Source organism: Janthinobacterium sp. Mn2066 (assembly GCF_049319705.1).
In the GTDB taxonomy this organism is placed as follows: Bacteria; Pseudomonadota; Gammaproteobacteria; order Burkholderiales; family Burkholderiaceae_D; genus Janthinobacterium.
The window spans coordinates 205,041-223,747 of the sequence record NZ_JBMOUF010000002.1 but is presented as its reverse complement, the minus strand read 5'-3'; the positions used below and the strand labels follow the sequence as shown (position 1 = coordinate 223,747).

The following is an 18,707-nucleotide window of genomic DNA, read 5'->3' as shown; positions in this document are numbered from 1 at the left end:
ATTCATGAAACCAATTTTGTTGTATAAAAACAATAAATTAGCCTGCTTTTTCCTCTTTTTTTGAGCCAGCTCTTAATCTGACAGCACCGCCTGCACACGGCGCTGGATGTAATCCACGTTATTGCCCGGATTCGGACAGCCGCCCGCTCCCGGCTGGTTGCAAGCCGTCGCCATGATTTGCCAGCTACGCAAGGCGCCGGGACTGGTGGTCAGCCGGCATTGCACGCTGACAGTAAAGGTAGACAAGGAACTGCCAGCTGGCAAGGCAAACGCGGTATCCGGGAAACAGCTGCCATCCGTGCGCACGCGCAATTGCTGGTACAAGCCCCATTCCAGGCCAGTGCGGGCCGCCTGCGTCACGCGCGCGCCCTGCACATCCATGGCCGAGCCGGTTTGCTGGAAGGTGCTGAGATTGACCATGGCAACGGCCAGGCCGGCCAGCACCACCAGCAGGAAGATGGCCGTGACCAGGCTGAAACCGCGCTGGCGGATAGCGGAAAAATGCTTCATGGTGCTCATGGTGTATTGGCCACCTGGACTTGCTGCACCAGGCTCACCGTGCCCGTATTGCTGTTGGCCACGCCCAGCTTGAGCGTGACGCCGACCAGGCCGCGCTGCACATTGGCCAGCTGCGTATAGCTGAAGGTGCAATCGGCGCCCTGCCCCGCCAGCAAGGCGCGCACGGGCGCCGCCGCCAGCGGCGCCGCGCTGGCGTCAAGCGGTTGCGCAGCCTGGATGGCGTAGCCGGAATAACGTGTCAGGGTCCCCGTCACGGGATTGCAGACATACGTGACGGGCGTGGACACCACCTGGAACCGGTGCGATGGCGATGGCATCGGTGGTTGTTGCGTAACAAAGGGATTGCTGGCAAGCGTGATGCTGTTGCCAGACACGCCAGTCACCGTAGCGCGGTTGCAGCCCGCCGCGCAGTTGTACGCATTCGCCGGTTCATAGCCCGGTCCCAGGTTGTAGACGACGATCGCATCGCCCACCTGGATTTGCTGGCGCGCGCCCAGCGCATCGGCAGGCGCCGCGCCCACCAGGGTAAAGCGGTTCGGATTGGGGTAAGCGACGGTCGGGTCAAAGCCCAGCACATCGCCCTGGCCGGGCGCATCGTCATCGCTCAGGTAACGGCCACCGGAGCGCGTCAGCAGCAATTCCAGGTAGCGCCCGTCGGGCGACACGCGCACGCTGTTGGGCAAGGCCAGGCGCAGGTCGCGCGCAATGCGGCGCGTGGCAATGTCGGCCGTGTCGGCCAGGCTGGCGCGCGCCGTGGCGTCCACATACCCTTGCACGGGGACGCGGATAAACACGGCGACCATGCCGCCGATAATGCCGGCGATGACGATCACGATCACCAGTTCCACCAGAGTGAAGCCGCGCGCGCGGCGCAGGAAAATTGGCGTGCTCATGGGATGCTGTTCGGTGCGTAGCGCGTGCGGTAGCCATCGAGCACGACTTGCTGCTTGCCCTGGAAGGCGACGGCAACCTGTATCCACAAGGACTCGCTGGCAGCAACGCCATTCAAGGCGGCCTGCTGTATCGTGACGGTGACGCTATAGCCGGCAGGGAAAGCATTGCCGGCCGCATCCGTGGTGTAGGGATTGGCTTGCTGATAATCACTGACCTGCATATACGGCCGCGCGCCTGGCGCTGCCGGTCCCGTGGTGCAGTCGGCCGTGCTCTTGGCCGTCGCGGCGGCCGGATCATCCACGGCGCAAAAGGTAAACCGCGCGCCCTCGATTTCTTCGAGCATGCCTTCGGCCAGCGCCAGCGCCTGCTTGCGCAATTGCGGATCGGCGCTATTGCGCGTCGTCAAGCTCATCACGCCCAGGATGGCGGCGGCGGCCACGCCGACGATGACGATGAACACCACCAGTTCGATCAGGGTGACGCCGCGCTGGCGCCGAACAGAACATAACTCAGAGGTAGACATACCCGGTCTCCCCTTCGATCTGGATGGTGCGCGTGTTGCCGTCGCCCTGGATGGTCACGGCCAGGCGGGCGGGAAAGGTAGAAGCGGCAGGAAACACGTCGCCCAAGGCATACGGTTTGCCCAGCGCATCGAAATAAAAGCCACTGGTATTGGCAGGCGCAATGGCCATGCTGACGCTGGCAGGTTTTCCTTCACACAGCCAGTTGCTTTGCTGATTGCAGGCGGCCAGGGTTTCCTTGTTGCCGCTATTGCCGCCCGCTGGCGGCAGCACCCGGTTGGCAGCCGTACAGCCCGCATCGAAACACAGGGCCACGCTGGCGCCATCGAGGCGCACGAACACGGGCCGGTTTTGCGCCACGGCCAGCTTTTGTCCGTAACGCACGATATTCATGGCTTGATCGGTGAAACTGCGCGCGTCATACGCTTCGCGCTGGAAGAAACGCGCGCCGGCAAACGCGGCCAGTATGCCGGCCAGCACCAGTACCGCCACCAGTTCGATCAAGGTAAAGCCGCGCACCCTGGCATGCCGCTGGCCAGGGCGCCCGGAGTGCTTCGTCAGGATCAAAGGTGCTTGCAATGGCTGGCCCGTAAAAAAGCCCAACTGGCCGACGCCTGCGGTTGGGCTGGTGTGATGCGCTGCCGCCACGCCAGCGCCCGGCATGTTGCCAGGCGCGGCGCAGGCGGCGCCAGGATTAACGGCAGTTAGCCTGGGTAGCCGCGCTCAGGTCGATCACCGGCGGGGTTGGCGCCGTCGCCGGAGCCACCGCAGCGACAGCCTGCGTGTATTTCACGATACAGTTGGCATGGCCGGCGTCCGGGGTCACCGTCACCACGCCATTTGCCACCGCGACAGTATAGTCACTCAAACCACCGGCAGCGGCAACGATGCCAGCGTTGCTGCCCGCTGGATAACCGGCTACGCCGGTGACGGCAACGCCTTCCATCGGCACGGTGACCGTATCGGCCGGCGAACCGGCCACCAGCCACTGGGCATGGAACAGGGCCGAGCCTGCTTTCAGGGAGCCGCCAGCAGCCTGCATCTTGGCGGCGCGTGCGTCACCGGACACATCGATAAACTTGGGAATGGCTGTTGCTGCCAAAATACCCAGGATGACGATCACCACGACCAGTTCAATCAGGGTAAAACCTGCCTGGGCGCCACTTTTAAAACTGCGTACCGACTTGTTCATGCTTGGTCTCCAAAATCAAAAAATACAACAGAAAAACTTTAATTTCTTGCCGCATCGGTGGCTGGCAGCGCCACGGCATCCGGTCCACCCGCCGCTACAATGTCGGGCATGCTGGCCAGTTGGCCGGCGTCAGCGTCAATATTGGGCAAGAGTACCTTAAATTTCATTACATCAACTCTCGCTGGTGAAAAAATATTACCGGTTCTCAACAAAAAAACAAGTTTCTGATCACTTCTATCAAAAAACCAATTTCCACTCGGCAACTTCCCCACATCGGGCGCCACCAGTTCGCCCAGGTCATTCGGCGGCCTGTCTTCCAGCCAGTCCAGCGGATTTTGCCGCTGCAGCTCCGGCAACACCGCTTGCTTGCCGTGCAAATAAAGCTGCAGCGCCTGCACCCGCAAACTGGTGCGCAATACCCCCAGCATCTGCGCCACCGCCGCCCGCTGCGCCTGCTCCTGGTAGTAGGCAAGCCGGCTCAGCAAGACAGTCGCCAGCAAGCCCAGCACGATGACCGCCACGGCCAGCTCGAACAGGGTAAAACCACGCTGGCGGGCTCTGCTGATCATCAATGCAGGGCCGCGCGGCCCAGGTCCCAGATCGGCAGGAAAATACCCAGCGCCAACACCAGCACCATGACGCCCAGGAACACGATCAAGATCGGCTCGATCTGCGACGACAGGGTTTTCAATTCATAATCGACTTCGCGTTCATACATTTCCGCGATCTCATCCATCAAGTCGTCCAGCGAGCCGGATTCTTCGCCCACGGCAATCATTTGCAGCACCACCGGCGTAAACACATTGGCCGCCACCGAAGTGCGCAAAATGCTCTCGCCGCGCTCGACGCCGTCGCGCATTTGTTCCACCCGCGAACTGAGGTAGGTATTGTCAACGGTTTGCGCCACCACCGTCAACGCTTGCACAATTGGCACGCCACTGCTGCTTGACAAGGCAAAACTACGTGCAAAGCGGGCCATGGTGCCCTTCAGGATGATCTTGCCGGCAATCGGTAAACGCAGCTTGCTGCGGTCCCATTGATAGCGTCCGTCAGCCGTACCCAGCCATGCGCGCCAGCCAAAATAGCCGCCCACGCCCAGCAGCGCCAGCATCGGCCAGTAGTCGACGGTAAAGCGCGACGTGCCAATCAGAATGCGGGTCATCAACGGTAATTCCGTGTGGAAACTGGCAAACACTTTCTCGAACTGGGGAATCACGAACATATTGACGACGACCATGGCGCCGATCATGGCAAACACCACGAAGCTGGGATAACGCGTGGCCGATTTCACGCGCGCGCGCATGTCGCGGTCAAATTCCAGGTGGTCGAACAGGCGCAAGAAAACTTCGTCGAGGCGGCCCGTCATCTCGCCCACGCGCACCATGGACAGGTAAAACGGTGTAAAGATGGCCGGATGGCGCGCCATCGCCGCCGACAGTTCGCGGCCCGCGTCCAGCGATTCGCGGATATCCTTGATCACGCGGCCGAACGCGGGGCTGATGGCGGACTCCTGCAAGCCGGCCAGGCCGCGCATGATGGGCACGCCCGCTTTCAGCAAGGTGTACAGCTGGCGGCTGAATAGCTGCACGTCCATCGGCGTGACTTTTTTTTCAAGCAGCCTGGCCCACCAGCCCATCTGGCTGGCGCCCGCACCCGTGACGGTCTGCGTGGTGACGCTGATTTCCACCGGCGTGATGCCGCCGGCCATCAACTGGTCGGCCACGGCATTGCTGTCGGCCCCTTCCATCACGCCCGTCAGCAATTGCCCGCTGCTGTTGCGCGCCTTGTACGCGAAAAACGCCACGTCAATCCTCGGTCTGGTTGCTGATACGCATGGCTTCGCTGATCGTCGTGCGGCCGGCAACCACCAGTTGCACGGCATGGCGGCGCAAGGTAGCACCCGCCATCTGCGCCGACGCCACCTTCATGAAGTGGGATGGATCGGCATGGTTGGCCGCGTCCGCCACGGCGCGCGTGATTTCCAGCAATTCATACACGCCCGTGCGGCCCCGGTACCCCATGCCATTGCAATGCGAACAGCCTTTACCGTGGAAATACTGGTTGCGCTCGACCAGCTCGCCCAGCTCCATGCGCAGCCATTCATATTCATTGGCGGTGGGCGCATACGGCGTGCTGCAGCTTTCGCAAATCACGCGCACCAGGCGCTGCGCCAGCACCGCTTGCAGCGAACTGCCCACCATGTAGCGGGGCACGCCCATGTCCATCAGGCGCAGCGGCGTGCTGATGGCGTCGTTGGTATGCAGGGTCGACAGCACCAGGTGACCGGTCATGGCCGCGCGCAAACCGATTTGCGCCGTTTCCTGGTCGCGCATCTCGCCCACCAGCACGATGTCGGGGTCTTGCCGCAAGGCCGAGCGCAGCACGCGGGCGAAGTTCAGCTCGATCTTGTCATTGACTTGCACCTGGTTAATGCCCGGCAAGCGGTACTCGACCGGGTCTTCCACCGTGATCAGCTTTTTTTCCACCGAGTTCAGTTCGGACAAGGCGCAATACAGGGTGGTGGTCTTGCCGCTCCCGGTCGGCCCCGTCACCAGCACCAGGCCATTGGGCCGGTGCACGATGGCGCGAAATTGCTCGACCAGCGCGGGCGGCATGCCGATCGCGTCCAGGCGCAGGGAGGTGCCGCCCTGGTTCAGCAGCCGCATCACCACCGATTCGCCATATTGCGTGGGCATGGTGGAAATACGCACGTCGATGCGCTGGTTTTTCACGCGGATGGCGAAACGGCCATCCTGCGGCATGCGCTTTTCGGAAATATCGAGGTCCGACATCAGTTTCAAACGCAGCGCCAGCGAACTGGCAATCTTGCTGTCCGCTTCCGTCTGCAGATGCAGCACGCCGTCGATGCGGAAACGGATTTGCAGCCGGCCTTCCTGCGGTTCGATATGGATGTCGGACGCGCGCACCTGCGTGGCGTCTTCGAACACCGATTGCAGCAGCTTGACGATGGGCGCTTCTTCCAGCCCCGGATTGGCGGCCAGCGCGCCGAAATCGACCGAGACATCGCCCAGGTCCTGTTCCAGCTCGCGTGTCAGGGTGGAAATATCTTCCGTGCGGCGGTAGATGCGGTCGATCGCCTGCAGCACTTCCGTTTCATTGACCACCGCCAGCTCGATATGGCGCTTGACCAGGCGCGCGATCTCGTCGTAGGCGAACAGGTCGGTCGGATCGGACATACCGACCAGCAAGCCTTCGCGCCGGTCTTCCAGCACCAGCGCGCGAAAACGGCGGGCCTGGGTTTCCGGCAGCAAACGCACCAGCTCGGGATTGATGTTGAAGAATTTCAGATTGATGTAGGGAATGTCCAGCTGGCGCGCCAGGGCGCCCGAAATCTGTTCTTCCGTGACATAGCCATGCTCGACAAACACCCGCCCCAGCTTGCGTCCCGAACGCTTCTGCTCCGTCAACGCCAGGCCCAATTGTTCTTCCGTCAGCAATTTCTGCTGCACCAAAATCTCACCGAGACGGACTTTCTCAGGCCTTGCCATGCTTACTCCTCAACAGGTTCGACGGACATCGTGCGCCAGCGGCGCGCAGCGGTATTTTATTCCAGAACGTGTTGTTTCTTAAAGAAAATACATTCCAAAGCTTGATTTCCGCATATCCAGCTACAGTATCAGGAAACACTTGCCCGATGCCAGTGGCCGTGGCAATAATGGCATTCACTTAACACACTGCCCTTCCCCCCATGAGCGACTACGCCATCCGCTACCACCATGTGCACAAACAACTGGCAGGCATGGCGGTGCTGCGCGGCGTCGACCTGGCCATACGCCCCGGCGAACTGTTCGGCCTGGTGGGCGTGAATGGCGCCGGCAAGACCACCTTGCTCAAATGCCTGTTCGACTTTTGCACGCCGGATGCGGGCAGCATCGCCATCTTCGGGCAGCCCCATCACGTGAGCTCGGCGCGCCAGCCGCTGTCTTTCCTGCCCGAACGTTTCCAGACGCCCTATTACCTGACGGGCCGCGACTTCCTGCGCTACCTGCTGGGCCTGCACCGCGTGCCGTATGACGACACTGCCGTGCGCCATGGCATGGCGGCGCTGGACCTGGCGCCCGAAGCGCTGGGCCGGCCCGCGCGCGACTATTCAAAAGGCATGATGCAAAAGCTGGGCCTGCTTGCCTGTTTGCTGTCGGGCAAGCGGCAGCTGGTGCTCGATGAACCGATGAGCGACCTGGACCCGAAGGCGCGCGCGCTGTTCAAGCAGGCGCTGCTGAAGCTGCGCACGCAAGGCCGGGGCGCCTTGCTGACCTCGCATGCGCTGGCCGATGTGGATGAACTGTGCGACCGCATGGCCATCCTGCACGAGGGGCGCATCGTGTTTACGGGAACGCCGCTGGAATGCCGCCAGCGCCACGGCGATGGCCCGCAAACCAGCCTGGAACAAGCGTTCTTGAACTGCATTGCCACCGAAAATATTGCTGCGCAACATCCTGAATAGCCATAGGGAAATCAAGCTTAATGATGAGGCAAGCATCAGCCCAGGCACGACCGTGGCGAAGGGCAACTTTATTTCAGTTCCTGCCTGTTTTTGCCTGCACACACGATTGCTTTTAGGCCATCATGCTGTTTAAAATTGCAAAAGCACAACACGACATCAAGGGCGATATCTTCATGAGCAAACACCCTATTCCTGTGCTGGCCCCGGTCGCTCTTGCCTGTTGCGCCCTGCTCGCTGGCTGTGCGGCGCAGCAAACACCCTTGTCGCCGGGCCATATCAACGAAGCGCCCCGCCCTGCCGGCGCGATTCCCGAGACGGTACAGCAAAGCGCTGTGCTGGCCCCGCCCGTGGCCGCGCCCAAGGTCGAGACCTACAGCGTGACGGTGCACAGGGTGCCAGTGCAATCGCTGCTGTTTGCACTGGCGCGCGACGCCGGCATGAATATCGATATCCACCCGAACATCGAAGGACTGGTCACGCTCAATGCCCTGAACCAGACCTTGCCGCAATTGCTCACGCGCATCGCACGCCAGGTGGACATGCGTTATGAAATCGACGGCAAGAACCTGACCGTGCTGCCGGACGAACCGGTCTGGCGCAATTACAAGATCGATTACGTCAACATGGCGCGCAGCACTAACAGCAGCGTCAATATCGCCACGCAGATTTCCACCGCGGGCGGCGGCGCCAGCACCAGTACCAGCAACGCCAGCGGCGGCAATAACCCTGGCAATACCGGCAGCCCGGTGGTGGGCGGCAATGGCAACAATAACTCGACCACCCTGGTGGTGAACCGCTCGGAAAACAATTTCTGGTACAGCCTGGAGCGCAATATCCGCGACCTCCTGCGCGACAGCACGCTCAACGACCCGCTGGCCGACCCGCTGGCCCTGCTGAACCAGCAACTGGCCAGCGTGCCGGTCCAGCCGCAAAGCAACAATCCCAACGCCACGCCATCGGGCAGCAATCCGCCATCGGACAGCCTGAATCCGCCTGCCGGCCAGGCCACGCGAAGCCAGCCGGGCGGCGGCGTGCCGCTGGACGCGAATGGCTTGCCGCTGTTAAAACTGGCCAACAAGGGCAAGCCTTCTTCGGTGGTGGTCAATGTGGAAGGCGGCCTGATCGCCGTGCGGGCCACCGGGCGCCAGCATGAAAAAGTGGCGGAATTCATCGATATCGTGCAGCACAGCGTCAAGCGGCAAGTATTGATCGAGGCCACCATCATCGAAGTTCGCCTCAGCAACGAATACCAGCAAGGCATCAACTGGTCGCGTCTGACGGGCAGCCTGCGCATCAACCAGGGGCAAGTGGGCACGGCCAGCCTGCCATCCGGCGTGGTGCCCAACTCCACGCCCGGCATCTTTTTGCTCAATTACGCCAAGGACAGTTTTGCCACCACCATCCAGCTGCTCGAATCGTTCGGCAAGGTCAAAGTGCTGTCCAGCCCGAAAATCAGCGTGATGAACAACCAGACGGCGATGCTGAAAGTGGTCGACAACAACGTCTTCTTCACCATCAAGGTCACGCCGGCCGTGATCAGCTCCAGCGGCACCATCACCACGCCGGCCACCTATGAATCGAAACTGGAAACGGTGCCGGTCGGTTTTGTCATGAGCGTGACGCCGCAGATTTCCGACAGCGACGAAGTCACGCTCAATGTGCGCCCCACCATCACCCGCATCGTCGGCTACGTGCAAGACCCGAACCCGGCGCTGGCCACGGCCAGCGTGGTCAGCCGCGTGCCCGTGATCCAGGCGCGGGAGCTGGAATCGATCATGAAGGTGGCCAGCGGACAAATTGCCGTGATGGGCGGCCTGATGCAGGATTCCGTCGACAATGCCAAGGATGGCGTGCCCGGCCTGTCCAGCCTGCCGTTGGTGGGCAACCTGTTTACCTACCGCAATGAAGCGAGCAGCAAGACGGAGCTGGTGATCTTCATGCGCCCCGTGGTGGTCAAGGACGCCAGCATCGAAGGCGATTACCGCGACTACCGCTACCTGCTGCCTGGCCAGGTGCCGCTCAATAGCCAGCCTTACTCGGATGGACCGCCGCAGGCGCGCCTGCAGGGAGACCCGCCATGAGCTTGCTGATGCAGGCGCTCAAGAAAGCCGAGCGCGCCAAACAGAACAGCCTGCACGAAGACGAGCTGGAAAAGCCGTCCGAAGCCTACGACCAGGTGCTGGAACTGGCGCCAGCCGATGACACGCCGATCCCGAGCGCACGGCAGGCGCAGCCGCCGCCATCCTTCGACACGGCCGATACGCTGAGCCTGGAGCCGATGGCCTCCAGCGCGCCGCCGCAGCCACAGCAGCCACCACCGCAGGCGAGTACAGAAGCACGCGCAGAACCACGCATGGAGACGCCGCCGCCCGCCAAGCCGCGGGCCACTCCCTCCAGCCGCGCTACTGCGCCACCGCGCAGCGCCGTCAGCATCGATCCGGCTACCGCGCGCCTGGCCGTGCTGCTGGGCATCTTATTGCTGGTGGTGGCCGTGATGGGCTATTGGTACTGGCGCGCCAGCAGCAGCCCCGGCGCGGGCGCCAACCTGCCTGGCGTGCCCATGCCGCTCACCGATGCGCCCGGCGCCGGCAGTAGCGGCCCGGCCGCCCCCATCGTGGTGCTGGCGCCATCGGCGCCGGAACAGGAAGCGGCGCCAGCGCCGGTGATCCACCACGAGGAACGCCCCGTCCTGCACGCCGAGGCAGCGGCGTCTGCGCCTGCGCCTGCGCCGCCGCGCGTAGTCCCGCCCGACACCAGCAATATCAAGGTGGTGCGCACCGATACGGCCCCGCGCATCAATCCCGGCCTGCAGCAAGCCTACCAGTTACTCAACGATGGCCAGTTGGCCGGTGCCCGCCAGCAATATGAAGCCGTGCTGCGCCAGGAGACCAGCAACCGCGACGCGCTGCTGGGCCTGGCGTCGGTCGCCTTGCGCGAACAGCAAGGTGCGCAGGCGGCCGCGCTCTACGTGCGCTTGCTGGAACTCAATCCCGACGATGGCGTGGCCCTCGCTGGCCTGATCGGCTTGCGCCAGGGCGACGTGGTGCAAAGCGAGTCGAAGCTGAAAGCCATCCTGGCCCGCTCGCCCGACAGCGGCCCCGTGCTGTTTGCGCTGGGCAATGTCTACGCCAAGCAGCGCCGCTGGCCCGAAGCGCAGCAGCAATTTTTCCGCGCCTACAGCGCCGTGCCCGGCAATCCAGACTATGCCTTCAACCTGGCCGTGGGCCTGGACCAGCTGAACCAGCCGAAAATGGCCGCCAGCTATTACGCGCGCGCGCTGGCCCTGGCGCAAACAGCGCCAGCCGCATTCGACCAGGCAGTGGCGCAGGCGCGCCTGCGCGAACTCGGTGTGCCTGTCAACCCTGCAACAGACGGCATCGTCATTACCAGACAGGAATAAACGTTTCATGGCAGAACAGGCAAAACTTCCGCTGGGCAAGTTGCTGATCCAGAAAGGCGTGATCAGCGAAGACCAGTTGCGCATCGTGCTGATCGAGCAGAAGCGCAGCGGCGAGCCGCTGGGCAAGCTCCTGATCAGCCTGGGATTTGTCACGGAAGCCACCGTGCGCGAGGCGCTCAGCGAAAACCTCAGGCAGCAAAGCGCGGACTTGTCGAACCTGGTGGTCGATGCCATCGCCCTGAAACTGATCCCCAAGGACGTCGCCAAGCGCTACCGTGTGTTTCCCATCGTGTATGAGCGGCAAACGGATAATCTGATCCTGGCGATGGCCGATACCAGCAATATCGTGGCGCTCGACCAGATCAGCGCCATGCTGGTGAAAGGCATCACGATTTCCACCTTGCTGGTCAATGAATCCGATATCACGCGGGCGATCGACCAGTACTATGGTTTTGAATTGTCGATCGATGGCATCCTGCATGAAATCGAAACGGGCGAAGTCAATTACCAGAGCATGGCTTCGCCGTCGGACGAATACAGCCAGCCCATGGTGCGCCTGATCGATGCGCTGCTGGCTGACGCCGTGCAGAATGGCGCATCCGATATCCATTTCGAGCCGGAACAGTCGTTCCTGCGCATCCGCTACCGCATCGACGGCATCCTGCGGCAAATCCGCAGCCTGCACAAATCATACTGGCCCGCCATGGCGGTGCGCCTGAAAGTGATATCGAACATGAATATCGCCGAAGCGCGCGCGCCGCAGGATGGCCGCATCACGATCAAGTTTTCCGGGCGGCAAATCGATTTTCGTGCTTCCGCGCAACCGACCGTGCACGGCGAAAATTTTGTCCTGCGCGTGCTGGACCGGCAAACGGGCATCGTGCCGCTGGATGCCCTGGGCCTGGCCGAGACGGAACTCAATCTGCTGAAACTGATGATCGCGCGGCCCGATGGCGTGATCCTCGTCACGGGCCCGACCGGCAGCGGCAAGACCACCACCCTGTATTCCATCATCAACCATATCAATACGGAAAGCGTCAACATCATGACCCTGGAAGATCCGGTTGAGTATCCGATGAACATGATACGGCAGACTTCCGTCAACGAATCGGTCAAGCTGGGTTTTGCCGACGGCATCCGCTCGATGATGCGGCAAGACCCGGACGTGATACTGGTGGGCGAAATCCGCGACCGCGAAACGGCTGAAATGGCCTTTGCCGCCGCCATGACGGGCCACCAGGTGTATTCCACCCTGCATACGAATTCCGCCATCGGTTCGCTGTCGCGCCTGCTCGATATCGGCATCTTGCCCGACATCATGGCCGGCAACATCATCGGCATCGTGGCCCAGCGCCTGGTGCGCAAATTGTGTCCGCATTGCAAGGAAACCCAGCTGGCCGACAGCGTCGAACGGCGCTTGCTGGGACTGCATCCCGACGATGAAGCCGTGCAGATCTGCCGGGCGGTCGGCTGCGAGCGCTGCGCCCACCAGGGCTACAAGGGACGGCTGGCCATCATGGAACTGCTGAAAATGACGCCCGAACTCGATGAAATGACGGCCCGCCGGGCCAGCACCCGTGAACTGAAGAATGCGGCCCAGGCAGCCGGTTTCCACACACTGGTCGATGACGGCTTGCGCCGCGTGCGCGAAGGGGTAACCACCCTGGACGAAGTGGCGCGCGTGGTCGACCTGACGGACAGGCTGAGCTGATGCCGCAATATGTCTACCGCGCCATGGACGCTGGCGGCGCCCTGATTCCAGGCAGCATGGAAGCAGCCAATGTGCCCGACCTGGAGGCGCGGCTGCACCGCATGCAGCTGGACTTGATCGACTGCAAGATCACGGGCCAGTACCTGGCGGTGTTCGGCAAGCGTGTGATCCACCGCCGCGACCTGATCAATTTCTGTTTCCACATGGAACAGTTGACGGGCGCGGGCGTGCCGATCCTCGACGGCTTGAACGATTTGCGGGTCAGCACCGACCACCCGCGCCTGCGCGAAGTGGTCACCGACCTGATCGAAAGCATCGAAGGCGGCTTGCCCTTGTCCGGCGCGCTGGCCCAGCATGGCGACATTTTTGATGCCACGTTTACCAGTTTGATACTGGCGGGTGAACAAAGCGGCAAGATTGCCGAAGTATTCAAGAACCTGTCGGAAAGTTTGAAGTGGCAGGATGAACTGGCCTCGCAAACGCGCAAGATCGTGATGTACCCGATCATCGTGGCCATCGTGGTCTGTGCCGTGACGTTTTTCCTGATGATCTACCTGGTGCCGCAACTGACCTCGTTTATTCGCAACATGGGCGGCGAATTGCCGCTGCACACGCGCGTGCTGATTGCCGTCTCGAACGTCTTTATCGATTACTGGTATCTGCTGCTGGCCCTGCCCATCGTGCTGCTGCTGGGCGCGCGCGCCTGGATCAAGCGCAGCAGCGCGGCCCGCTACGCGTTCGACGGCCTCAAACTGCGGGTGTGGCTGATCGGTCCCGTGCTGCATAAAATCATCCTGGCCCGCTTCGCCACCTTTTTTGCGCTGATGTATGCGTCCGGCATCACCATCCTCGAATGCATCCGCCTGTCAGAAGGCATCGCCGGCAACCAGGTGGTGGCGGCAGGCCTGCGCCGCGCCGCCCAGCTGATCAGCGAAGGCCAGGGCGTGACTCTTGCCTTCCAGCATACGGGTATCTTTCCGCCGCTGGTGATCCGCATGCTGAAAGTGGGCGAAGCGACCGGCTCGCTGGACACGGCCTTGCGCAATGTCAGTTATTTCTACAACCGCGAAGTGAAGGAATTGATCGAGAAAGTGCAAGCGATGATAGAGCCGGCCATGACGGTGATCCTGGGCCTGCTGCTGGGCTGGATCATGCTGTCGGTGCTGGGGCCCATTTACGACACGATCAGCACGATCAAGACGTGAAGGCCGACACGATCATGTCCCGCAAACAACTCTTTTATCTCACCAGCGACACCCTGGTCGCCTACGACTGGCGCCACGGCGCACTGGGCCCTGGCCACGCCTTTCCGGCCAGTGCCGCCGGGCTGGAGGCTTTCGCGGCCTGGCTGGAAGTGCCGAACGAGCAAAGGTTGCGCGTGCCCGCCTACCTGCTGACGGACTTGATCGAGGAAGACTTCCAGCGCCAGCTGCTGCCCCACGTGCGCGGCAAGGCGGGCCGCGCACTGCTGGAGCGGCGCCTGGGCCAGCTGTATCGCGATACGCCCTACCGTGGCAGCACCCTGCTGGGCCGGGAAGAGACGGGCCGCCGCGATGACCAGCTGCTGTTCTTTGCGCTGACCAACCCTGCGCTGCTGCAGCCGTGGACGGAAGTGCTGGACCAGATGCGCGTCCCGGTGGCCGGCATCTATTCGACCAGCCTGCTGAGCATTGCGCTGGTGAAACAACTGGCGCTGCCGCATGAACACTTGCTGCTGGTAACGCAGCAATCGGGCGGCTTGCGGCAAAGTTACTACGAGCAGGGACAGCTGCGTTTTTCACGCCAGACGCCGGCGATTGCGCTCGACGGCGTGGCCGTCAATATCGCGCTGGAAACAGAAAAGACGCGGCAATTCCTCACCAGCACGCGCATGCTGGCGCGCGGCGATGTCCTGCATACCGTGATTTTGGCGCCGGCCGGGCAAATCAGCAAGCTCGAACAGCTGTGCGACAACGGCATCGAAGTGGCGTATCACTTTATCGACATACAGATCGCCAGCGCGCGCGCGGATTTGAAAACGGCGCCCGTGCTGGCAGATGCATTGCTGCTCAGCTTGCTGGGCAAGCGGCCGCCGGCCAGCCATTATCCGCCCGGATTGCTGGCCCGCCACCGCCATGTGCAGCGCAGCCGTACCGCGCTGTATGGCGCCAGCATCGCGCTGGGCACGCTGGCCGTCATATGGAGCGCAGGCTATCTGCTGGGCGGCCTGCAGGATGGCGCCGAGACCACGCGGCTGCGGCAGGAAGCGGCCTCGTACCAGGAACGCTACCGCCAGGTCATGTCCGACATGCCGCCCGCGCCGGCCAGGACCCAGACCATGAAAACGGCCGTCACCGTGGAACGCATGATCAGCAGCCAGGCGCCGGAGCCGGGCCGGCTGCTGGCGATGCTCAGCGCGGCGCTCGATGGCGCGCCGCAAGTGCGGCTGAACCAGCTGCACTGGAATGCGGGGCCGCCACCCGTGCGCGCAACATCGGGGGCACAAGCGGGGGCACAAGCGGCGCCGCAAGGACAGCCAGTGCCGGCCTTGGCGAGTACACTGGCCGGCATCCCGGCGCCGCCCCCGCAAGCCTTGCGGCTGGAAGCGGACGTCGAGATGCCGCGCAACGATTACCGCAGCGCCTTGGCCGCCATCACGGCCTTTGCACAAGACCTGGCGCGCCAGCCGCGCCTGCGCGTGGAAATCGAGGAAGCGCCGCTGGACTTGCGGCCCGGCGTGTCCCTCAGCGGCAAGAGCGCGGCGCCGGCGCCCGATGGCCATGCCCGTTTCACCGTCTTGCTGGTGTGGCAGCCATGAGCGGCCCCGTCAAATCGCCGCACTTGCCCGGCATGCAGAAAGCCGCAGCCGCGGCACGCCCCGCGCCGTGGTGGCTGGCCGAACTGCACCGGCTAAGGCCCGCCCTGCTGTGCGCCGCCCTGACGGTGGCGGCCAGCGTGCTGCTGCTCGGCTTGAGCTACCGCTACGCCGACGACCAGGGCGATGAACGGGAACTGGCACGCCAGGCCCGCGCCACGGCGGCCAACCGGTTTAATCAGGTGGAAACGGAAAAGCACGATATCCGCGCCTATGAACCGGCGTTCCTGGCCTTGCGCCAGCGGGGCCTGGTCGGCGAAGAAAACCGCCTGGCCTGGATCGACGCCATCCGCCACAGCCAGGAACAGCGCAAGCTGCTGCCGATCAGCTATGACATCAGCGCCCGGCAAGTGCTGAAAGTGCCGCCAGCGCTGGCCATGGGGGCGCTGCAGTTGCGGGGCACGCCGATGCGGCTGCAGATGGAGCTGCTGCATGAAATGGATGTGCTGAACCTGCTGGACGACTTGCACCAGTCCGGCTCTTTTGCCGTGCAGGATTGCAACATCAAGCGTAATACGTCAGCCGCCACCTTGAGCGCCGAGTGCGGCTTGCTGTGGCTGACTTTGGGCAATACCGGCACGGAGCGCCCATGAAGCATTTACTCTTCCTTTTGCTCGTCACCGTATCGGCGCAGGCCCAGCCTCCGCAGCTGGGACGGCTGTTTTCCTCGCCCGAGCAGCGGGCCCAGCTTGACGCCCAGCGCTATGGTGCGCCGCGCGCCGACAAGGCAACGCCATCGCCGCCGCCCGAACCGCCGCCACCGGTGGAACTCAATGGCGTGGTACAGCGCAGCAGCGGCCACTCCACCATCTGGCTGAACCAGACGCCGCACAACGACACCAAGGGGACGCTGCGCCTGTCGAACGGCCAGCCACTGCGGCTGAAACCGGGCCAGCGCTACGATCCGGCCAGCGGCGCCATCCGGGAAGTGACCGAGGCGCAGCCATGATGGCAAGCAAGCAAGCGGGCTTCAGCCTGATCGAAATCGCCATCGTGCTGGTGATCGTGGGCTTGATGATAGGCGGCCTGGTCACGCCATTGACGGTGCAGTTGGAACAGCGCAAGGTAGCGGAAACGCAAAAATCGCTGGAAGACGCGCGCGAAGCGTTGACGGGCTTTGCCGTGCGCTATGGCTACCTGCCCTGCCCGGCGATTTCCGCCATGAACGGCCTGGAAGACCGCAGCGGCGCCCGCTGCACGGAAGAAAAACGGGCCGGCTTCCTGCCATGGGCGACATTGGGACTGCGCAAGAGCGACAGCTGGAACAATCTGTTCCGCTACAGCGTCACGCCCGCCTTCAGCGACAGCGAACAGCAATTTGGCCTGGCGACGCCGCGCGACATCAGCATCGCCACGCGCGATGGCGGACCGTTGACGCAAGCGACCGCCTTGAACGACATTCCGGCCGTGATCATGTCCCATGGCAAGAATGGCTTTGGCGCCACCAGCGCGCAGGGCCAGCGCCAGCTGGCGCAAGCCGATGCGGGCAATCTCGACGAGCGCAACAATGCCAGCAGCGAGACCCTGTTTATCAGCCGCGCCGCCAGCACGGGCTTGCAGGCGGGCGGCAGCTTCGACGACATGATCGTCTGGCTGTCGCCGAATATCCTGTTCAACCGCATGGTCACCGCGCAAAGGCTGCCGCGCTGATGCTGTCACCATCCCTCATCATCGCCCGCTATACCCTGCTCGAAGCGCTGCGCAGCCGGCTGCTGTGGCTATTCATGCTGGCCGCCTGCGCCGCGCTGGGCCTGTCCGGCTTTTTGCAGCAACTGGCCTTAACCGAAAGCCGCGCCGTGCAGGCGGCACTGCTGGCCGCCGTGCTGCGCCTGGCTAGCATGTTCCTGCTGGCAACGTTTGTAATCACCAGCATGGCCCGCGAAGCGGCCGACAAGGGCACCGAATTGCTGCTGGCCCTGCCCATGCCGCGCGCCAGCTATCTGCTGGGCAAGCTGGGCGGCTATGCGGCGCTGGCGACCGTACCGGCGCTGCTGTTTGGTGGCCTGACAACCCTGTTTGCGCCACTGGCACAGAGTGCGTTGTGGGCCATTTCCCTGCTGGGCGAACTGTGGATCGTCGCCGCCTTCAGCCTGCTATGTGCAGCCAGCCTGCAGCATGCCTTGCCGGCGCTGGCGGCCAGCAGCGGTTTTTATGTGCTGGCGCGCAGCGTGGGCAGCTTGCAGCTACTGGCGCACAGTCCCGGCGCCGGGCCATCGTGGCCGCGTGAAGCCATGGCCAGCGCCATCGATGGCCTGGCTTTGCTGCTGCCCCGCCTGGACAACTTCACGCGCACGGACTGGCTGCTGTACGCCACCGGCGACTGGCATGCGCTGGGGACGGTGGCCGCGCAAACGGCCATTTACGTGACCTTGCTGGCTGCCTGCGCGCTATGCGACTTTTACCGCAGGAACATCTGATGGCCAACAGTCTGCGTCCTGTGTCGAGCGTGCCCCATTTTGCGTGGCTGCTATTGGCTTGCGCCCTGCTGCTGCAACTGGCCTGGCGCTGGAGCCAGAACAACGAGGCAGTCCGGGCGCAGCCGCTGCCGGCTCCGCCGCCCTTGGCCGCCGTACGCCTGGCCAGCCTGGGCGACCCGCTGGCCATGGCCAGGGGCTGGCTGCTGTATCTGCAAGCGTTTGAAGACCAGCCCGGTGTCAGCCTGCCCTGGCGCAGCCTCGATTACGATCACCTGGCCGGCTGGCTGGAAACGGGCTTGAACCTCGATCCGCGCAGCCAGTATGCGCTGGTGGCGGCCAGCGAAGTCTACGCGGGCGTGTCCGACCCGCTGCGCACGCGGCGCATGCTCGATTTTGTCGCCCGCAGTTTTGCCGAGGATCCCGCGCATCGCTGGCCCGCCATGGCGCAAGCCACATTGAGCGCCAAACACCAGCTGCACGACTTGCCGCTGGCCCTGGCCTATGCGCGCCAGTTGCGCCTGCAAACGGCCGGTGTGCACGTGCCGCCGTGGGTGCGCGAAATGGAAGCCTTTATCCTGGAAGACATGGATCAGCTCGATAGCGCGCAAATCGTGCTCGGCGGCCTGATCCAGGATGGCCAGATCACCGATCCGCATGAACTGGCCTTCTTGGCGCGCCGCCTCGATACGCTGGCAAGGAAGAAGGACCTGTTAAAAAATGTACAATAAACCATC

At 63.1% G+C, this 18,707-nt stretch carries 19 protein-coding genes; 11 read left to right on the top strand and 8 right to left on the bottom strand.

Annotated features, from left to right (window positions below; all coding sequences use genetic code 11):
* Positions 1 to 72 precede the first annotated feature (72 nt).
* From ACL9RI_RS04310 to ACL9RI_RS04275, 8 genes are read right to left on the bottom strand one after another with little or no spacing between them, the layout of a single operon-like run.
* Entirely contained in the window at positions 73 to 510 is a 438-nt protein-coding gene (locus tag ACL9RI_RS04310) for a pilus assembly PilX family protein (protein WP_422725347.1), read from the bottom strand.
* A gap of 5 nt (positions 511 to 515) precedes the next feature.
* A complete protein-coding gene (locus tag ACL9RI_RS04305; RefSeq protein WP_422725346.1) occupies positions 516 to 1,412 on the bottom strand; it encodes a prepilin-type N-terminal cleavage/methylation domain-containing protein in 897 nt (298 codons plus the stop codon).
* On the bottom strand, positions 1,409 to 1,936 hold the full coding sequence (locus ACL9RI_RS04300) for a type IV pilus modification PilV family protein (RefSeq protein ID WP_422725345.1): 528 nt from the start codon (positions 1,934 to 1,936) through the stop codon (positions 1,409 to 1,411). Before ACL9RI_RS04300 ends, ACL9RI_RS04305 begins: the two co-directional genes overlap by 4 nt.
* Complete coding sequence (locus ACL9RI_RS04295) at positions 1,923 to 2,597, bottom strand: pilus assembly FimT family protein (RefSeq protein WP_422725344.1); 675 nt, start codon at positions 2,595 to 2,597, stop codon at positions 1,923 to 1,925. Before ACL9RI_RS04295 ends, ACL9RI_RS04300 begins: the two co-directional genes overlap by 14 nt.
* Positions 2,598 to 2,628: 31 nt before the next feature.
* Complete coding sequence (locus ACL9RI_RS04290) at positions 2,629 to 3,126, bottom strand: pilin (RefSeq protein WP_422725343.1); 498 nt, start codon at positions 3,124 to 3,126, stop codon at positions 2,629 to 2,631.
* 38 nt (positions 3,127 to 3,164) lie between these two features.
* Positions 3,165 to 3,695: a type II secretion system protein gene (locus tag ACL9RI_RS04285; RefSeq protein ID WP_422725342.1), complete on the bottom strand. Its 531-nt coding sequence runs from the start codon at positions 3,693 to 3,695 to the stop codon at positions 3,165 to 3,167.
* Complete coding sequence (locus ACL9RI_RS04280; protein ID WP_422725341.1) at positions 3,695 to 4,930, bottom strand: type II secretion system F family protein; 1,236 nt, start codon at positions 4,928 to 4,930, stop codon at positions 3,695 to 3,697. Before ACL9RI_RS04280 ends, ACL9RI_RS04285 begins: the two co-directional genes overlap by 1 nt.
* Before the next feature lies 1 nt (position 4,931).
* The gene (locus tag ACL9RI_RS04275; protein ID WP_422725340.1) at positions 4,932 to 6,635 is read right to left on the bottom strand and encodes a GspE/PulE family protein; all 1,704 of its coding nucleotides are present in this window, start codon (positions 6,633 to 6,635) and stop codon (positions 4,932 to 4,934) included.
* 200 nt (positions 6,636 to 6,835) lie between these two features.
* Between ACL9RI_RS04275 and ACL9RI_RS04270 the strand changes: the two genes are divergently transcribed.
* From ACL9RI_RS04270 to ACL9RI_RS04220, 11 genes are all read left to right on the top strand, one after another.
* Positions 6,836 to 7,591, top strand: a complete 756-nt coding sequence (locus ACL9RI_RS04270) for an ABC transporter ATP-binding protein (protein ID WP_422725339.1) — start codon at positions 6,836 to 6,838, stop codon at positions 7,589 to 7,591.
* Between the two features lie 173 nt (positions 7,592 to 7,764).
* Positions 7,765 to 9,672: a pilus (MSHA type) biogenesis protein MshL gene (gene mshL, locus ACL9RI_RS04265; protein WP_422725338.1), complete on the top strand. Its 1,908-nt coding sequence runs from the start codon at positions 7,765 to 7,767 to the stop codon at positions 9,670 to 9,672.
* On the top strand, positions 9,669 to 10,991 hold the full coding sequence (locus ACL9RI_RS04260) for a tetratricopeptide repeat protein (protein WP_422725337.1): 1,323 nt from the start codon (positions 9,669 to 9,671) through the stop codon (positions 10,989 to 10,991). Before mshL ends, ACL9RI_RS04260 begins: the two co-directional genes overlap by 4 nt.
* A 7-nt stretch (positions 10,992 to 10,998) precedes the next feature.
* Positions 10,999 to 12,702, top strand: a complete 1,704-nt coding sequence (locus ACL9RI_RS04255) for a GspE/PulE family protein (protein ID WP_422725336.1) — start codon at positions 10,999 to 11,001, stop codon at positions 12,700 to 12,702.
* The gene (locus ACL9RI_RS04250; RefSeq protein ID WP_422725335.1) at positions 12,702 to 13,907 is read left to right on the top strand and encodes a type II secretion system F family protein; all 1,206 of its coding nucleotides are present in this window, start codon (positions 12,702 to 12,704) and stop codon (positions 13,905 to 13,907) included. The genes ACL9RI_RS04255 and ACL9RI_RS04250 overlap by 1 nt, the downstream gene beginning before the upstream one ends.
* A gap of 14 nt (positions 13,908 to 13,921) precedes the next feature.
* Positions 13,922 to 15,499: a hypothetical protein gene (locus ACL9RI_RS04245; protein ID WP_422725334.1), complete on the top strand. Its 1,578-nt coding sequence runs from the start codon at positions 13,922 to 13,924 to the stop codon at positions 15,497 to 15,499.
* On the top strand, positions 15,496 to 16,149 hold the full coding sequence (locus tag ACL9RI_RS04240; RefSeq protein WP_422725333.1) for a hypothetical protein: 654 nt from the start codon (positions 15,496 to 15,498) through the stop codon (positions 16,147 to 16,149). The genes ACL9RI_RS04245 and ACL9RI_RS04240 overlap by 4 nt, the downstream gene beginning before the upstream one ends.
* A complete protein-coding gene (locus ACL9RI_RS04235) occupies positions 16,146 to 16,505 on the top strand; it encodes a hypothetical protein (protein WP_422725332.1) in 360 nt (119 codons plus the stop codon). Before ACL9RI_RS04240 ends, ACL9RI_RS04235 begins: the two co-directional genes overlap by 4 nt.
* Entirely contained in the window at positions 16,502 to 17,206 is a 705-nt protein-coding gene (locus ACL9RI_RS04230) for a type II secretion system protein (RefSeq protein WP_422725331.1), read from the top strand. The genes ACL9RI_RS04235 and ACL9RI_RS04230 overlap by 4 nt, the downstream gene beginning before the upstream one ends.
* Positions 17,206 to 17,973 (top strand): ABC transporter permease subunit, encoded by a 768-nt coding sequence (locus ACL9RI_RS04225; RefSeq protein ID WP_422725330.1) that lies wholly within the window; start codon positions 17,206 to 17,208, stop codon positions 17,971 to 17,973. The genes ACL9RI_RS04230 and ACL9RI_RS04225 overlap by 1 nt, the downstream gene beginning before the upstream one ends.
* Positions 17,973 to 18,701, top strand: coding sequence for a hypothetical protein (locus ACL9RI_RS04220; protein WP_422725329.1), 729 nt, complete (start codon positions 17,973 to 17,975; stop codon positions 18,699 to 18,701). Before ACL9RI_RS04225 ends, ACL9RI_RS04220 begins: the two co-directional genes overlap by 1 nt.
* The last annotated feature ends 6 nt before the right edge of the window (positions 18,702 to 18,707 follow it).

Excerpts from the sequence above, each read along its gene's own strand:
- ACL9RI_RS04310 (WP_422725347.1), bottom strand. The coding sequence starts at position 510 with ATGAAGCATTTTTCCGCTATCCGCCAGCGCGGTTTCAGCCTGGTCACG.
- ACL9RI_RS04305 (WP_422725346.1), bottom strand. The coding sequence starts at position 1,412 with ATGAGCACGCCAATTTTCCTGCGCCGCGCGCGCGGCTTCACTCTGGTG.
- ACL9RI_RS04300 (WP_422725345.1), bottom strand. The coding sequence starts at position 1,936 with ATGTCTACCTCTGAGTTATGTTCTGTTCGGCGCCAGCGCGGCGTCACC.
- ACL9RI_RS04295 (WP_422725344.1), bottom strand. The coding sequence starts at position 2,597 with ATGCCGGGCGCTGGCGTGGCGGCAGCGCATCACACCAGCCCAACCGCA.
- ACL9RI_RS04290 (WP_422725343.1), bottom strand. The coding sequence starts at position 3,126 with ATGAACAAGTCGGTACGCAGTTTTAAAAGTGGCGCCCAGGCAGGTTTT.
- ACL9RI_RS04285 (WP_422725342.1), bottom strand. The coding sequence starts at position 3,695 with ATGATCAGCAGAGCCCGCCAGCGTGGTTTTACCCTGTTCGAGCTGGCC.
- ACL9RI_RS04275 (WP_422725340.1), bottom strand. The coding sequence starts at position 6,635 with ATGGCAAGGCCTGAGAAAGTCCGTCTCGGTGAGATTTTGGTGCAGCAG.
- ACL9RI_RS04270 (WP_422725339.1), top strand. The coding sequence starts at position 6,836 with ATGAGCGACTACGCCATCCGCTACCACCATGTGCACAAACAACTGGCA.
- mshL (WP_422725338.1), top strand. The coding sequence starts at position 7,765 with ATGAGCAAACACCCTATTCCTGTGCTGGCCCCGGTCGCTCTTGCCTGT.
- ACL9RI_RS04260 (WP_422725337.1), top strand. The coding sequence starts at position 9,669 with ATGAGCTTGCTGATGCAGGCGCTCAAGAAAGCCGAGCGCGCCAAACAG.
- ACL9RI_RS04255 (WP_422725336.1), top strand. The coding sequence starts at position 10,999 with ATGGCAGAACAGGCAAAACTTCCGCTGGGCAAGTTGCTGATCCAGAAA.
- ACL9RI_RS04250 (WP_422725335.1), top strand. The coding sequence starts at position 12,702 with ATGCCGCAATATGTCTACCGCGCCATGGACGCTGGCGGCGCCCTGATT.
- ACL9RI_RS04245 (WP_422725334.1), top strand. The coding sequence starts at position 13,922 with ATGTCCCGCAAACAACTCTTTTATCTCACCAGCGACACCCTGGTCGCC.
- ACL9RI_RS04240 (WP_422725333.1), top strand. The coding sequence starts at position 15,496 with ATGAGCGGCCCCGTCAAATCGCCGCACTTGCCCGGCATGCAGAAAGCC.
- ACL9RI_RS04235 (WP_422725332.1), top strand. The coding sequence starts at position 16,146 with ATGAAGCATTTACTCTTCCTTTTGCTCGTCACCGTATCGGCGCAGGCC.
- ACL9RI_RS04230 (WP_422725331.1), top strand. The coding sequence starts at position 16,502 with ATGATGGCAAGCAAGCAAGCGGGCTTCAGCCTGATCGAAATCGCCATC.
- ACL9RI_RS04225 (WP_422725330.1), top strand. The coding sequence starts at position 17,206 with ATGCTGTCACCATCCCTCATCATCGCCCGCTATACCCTGCTCGAAGCG.
- ACL9RI_RS04220 (WP_422725329.1), top strand. The coding sequence starts at position 17,973 with ATGGCCAACAGTCTGCGTCCTGTGTCGAGCGTGCCCCATTTTGCGTGG.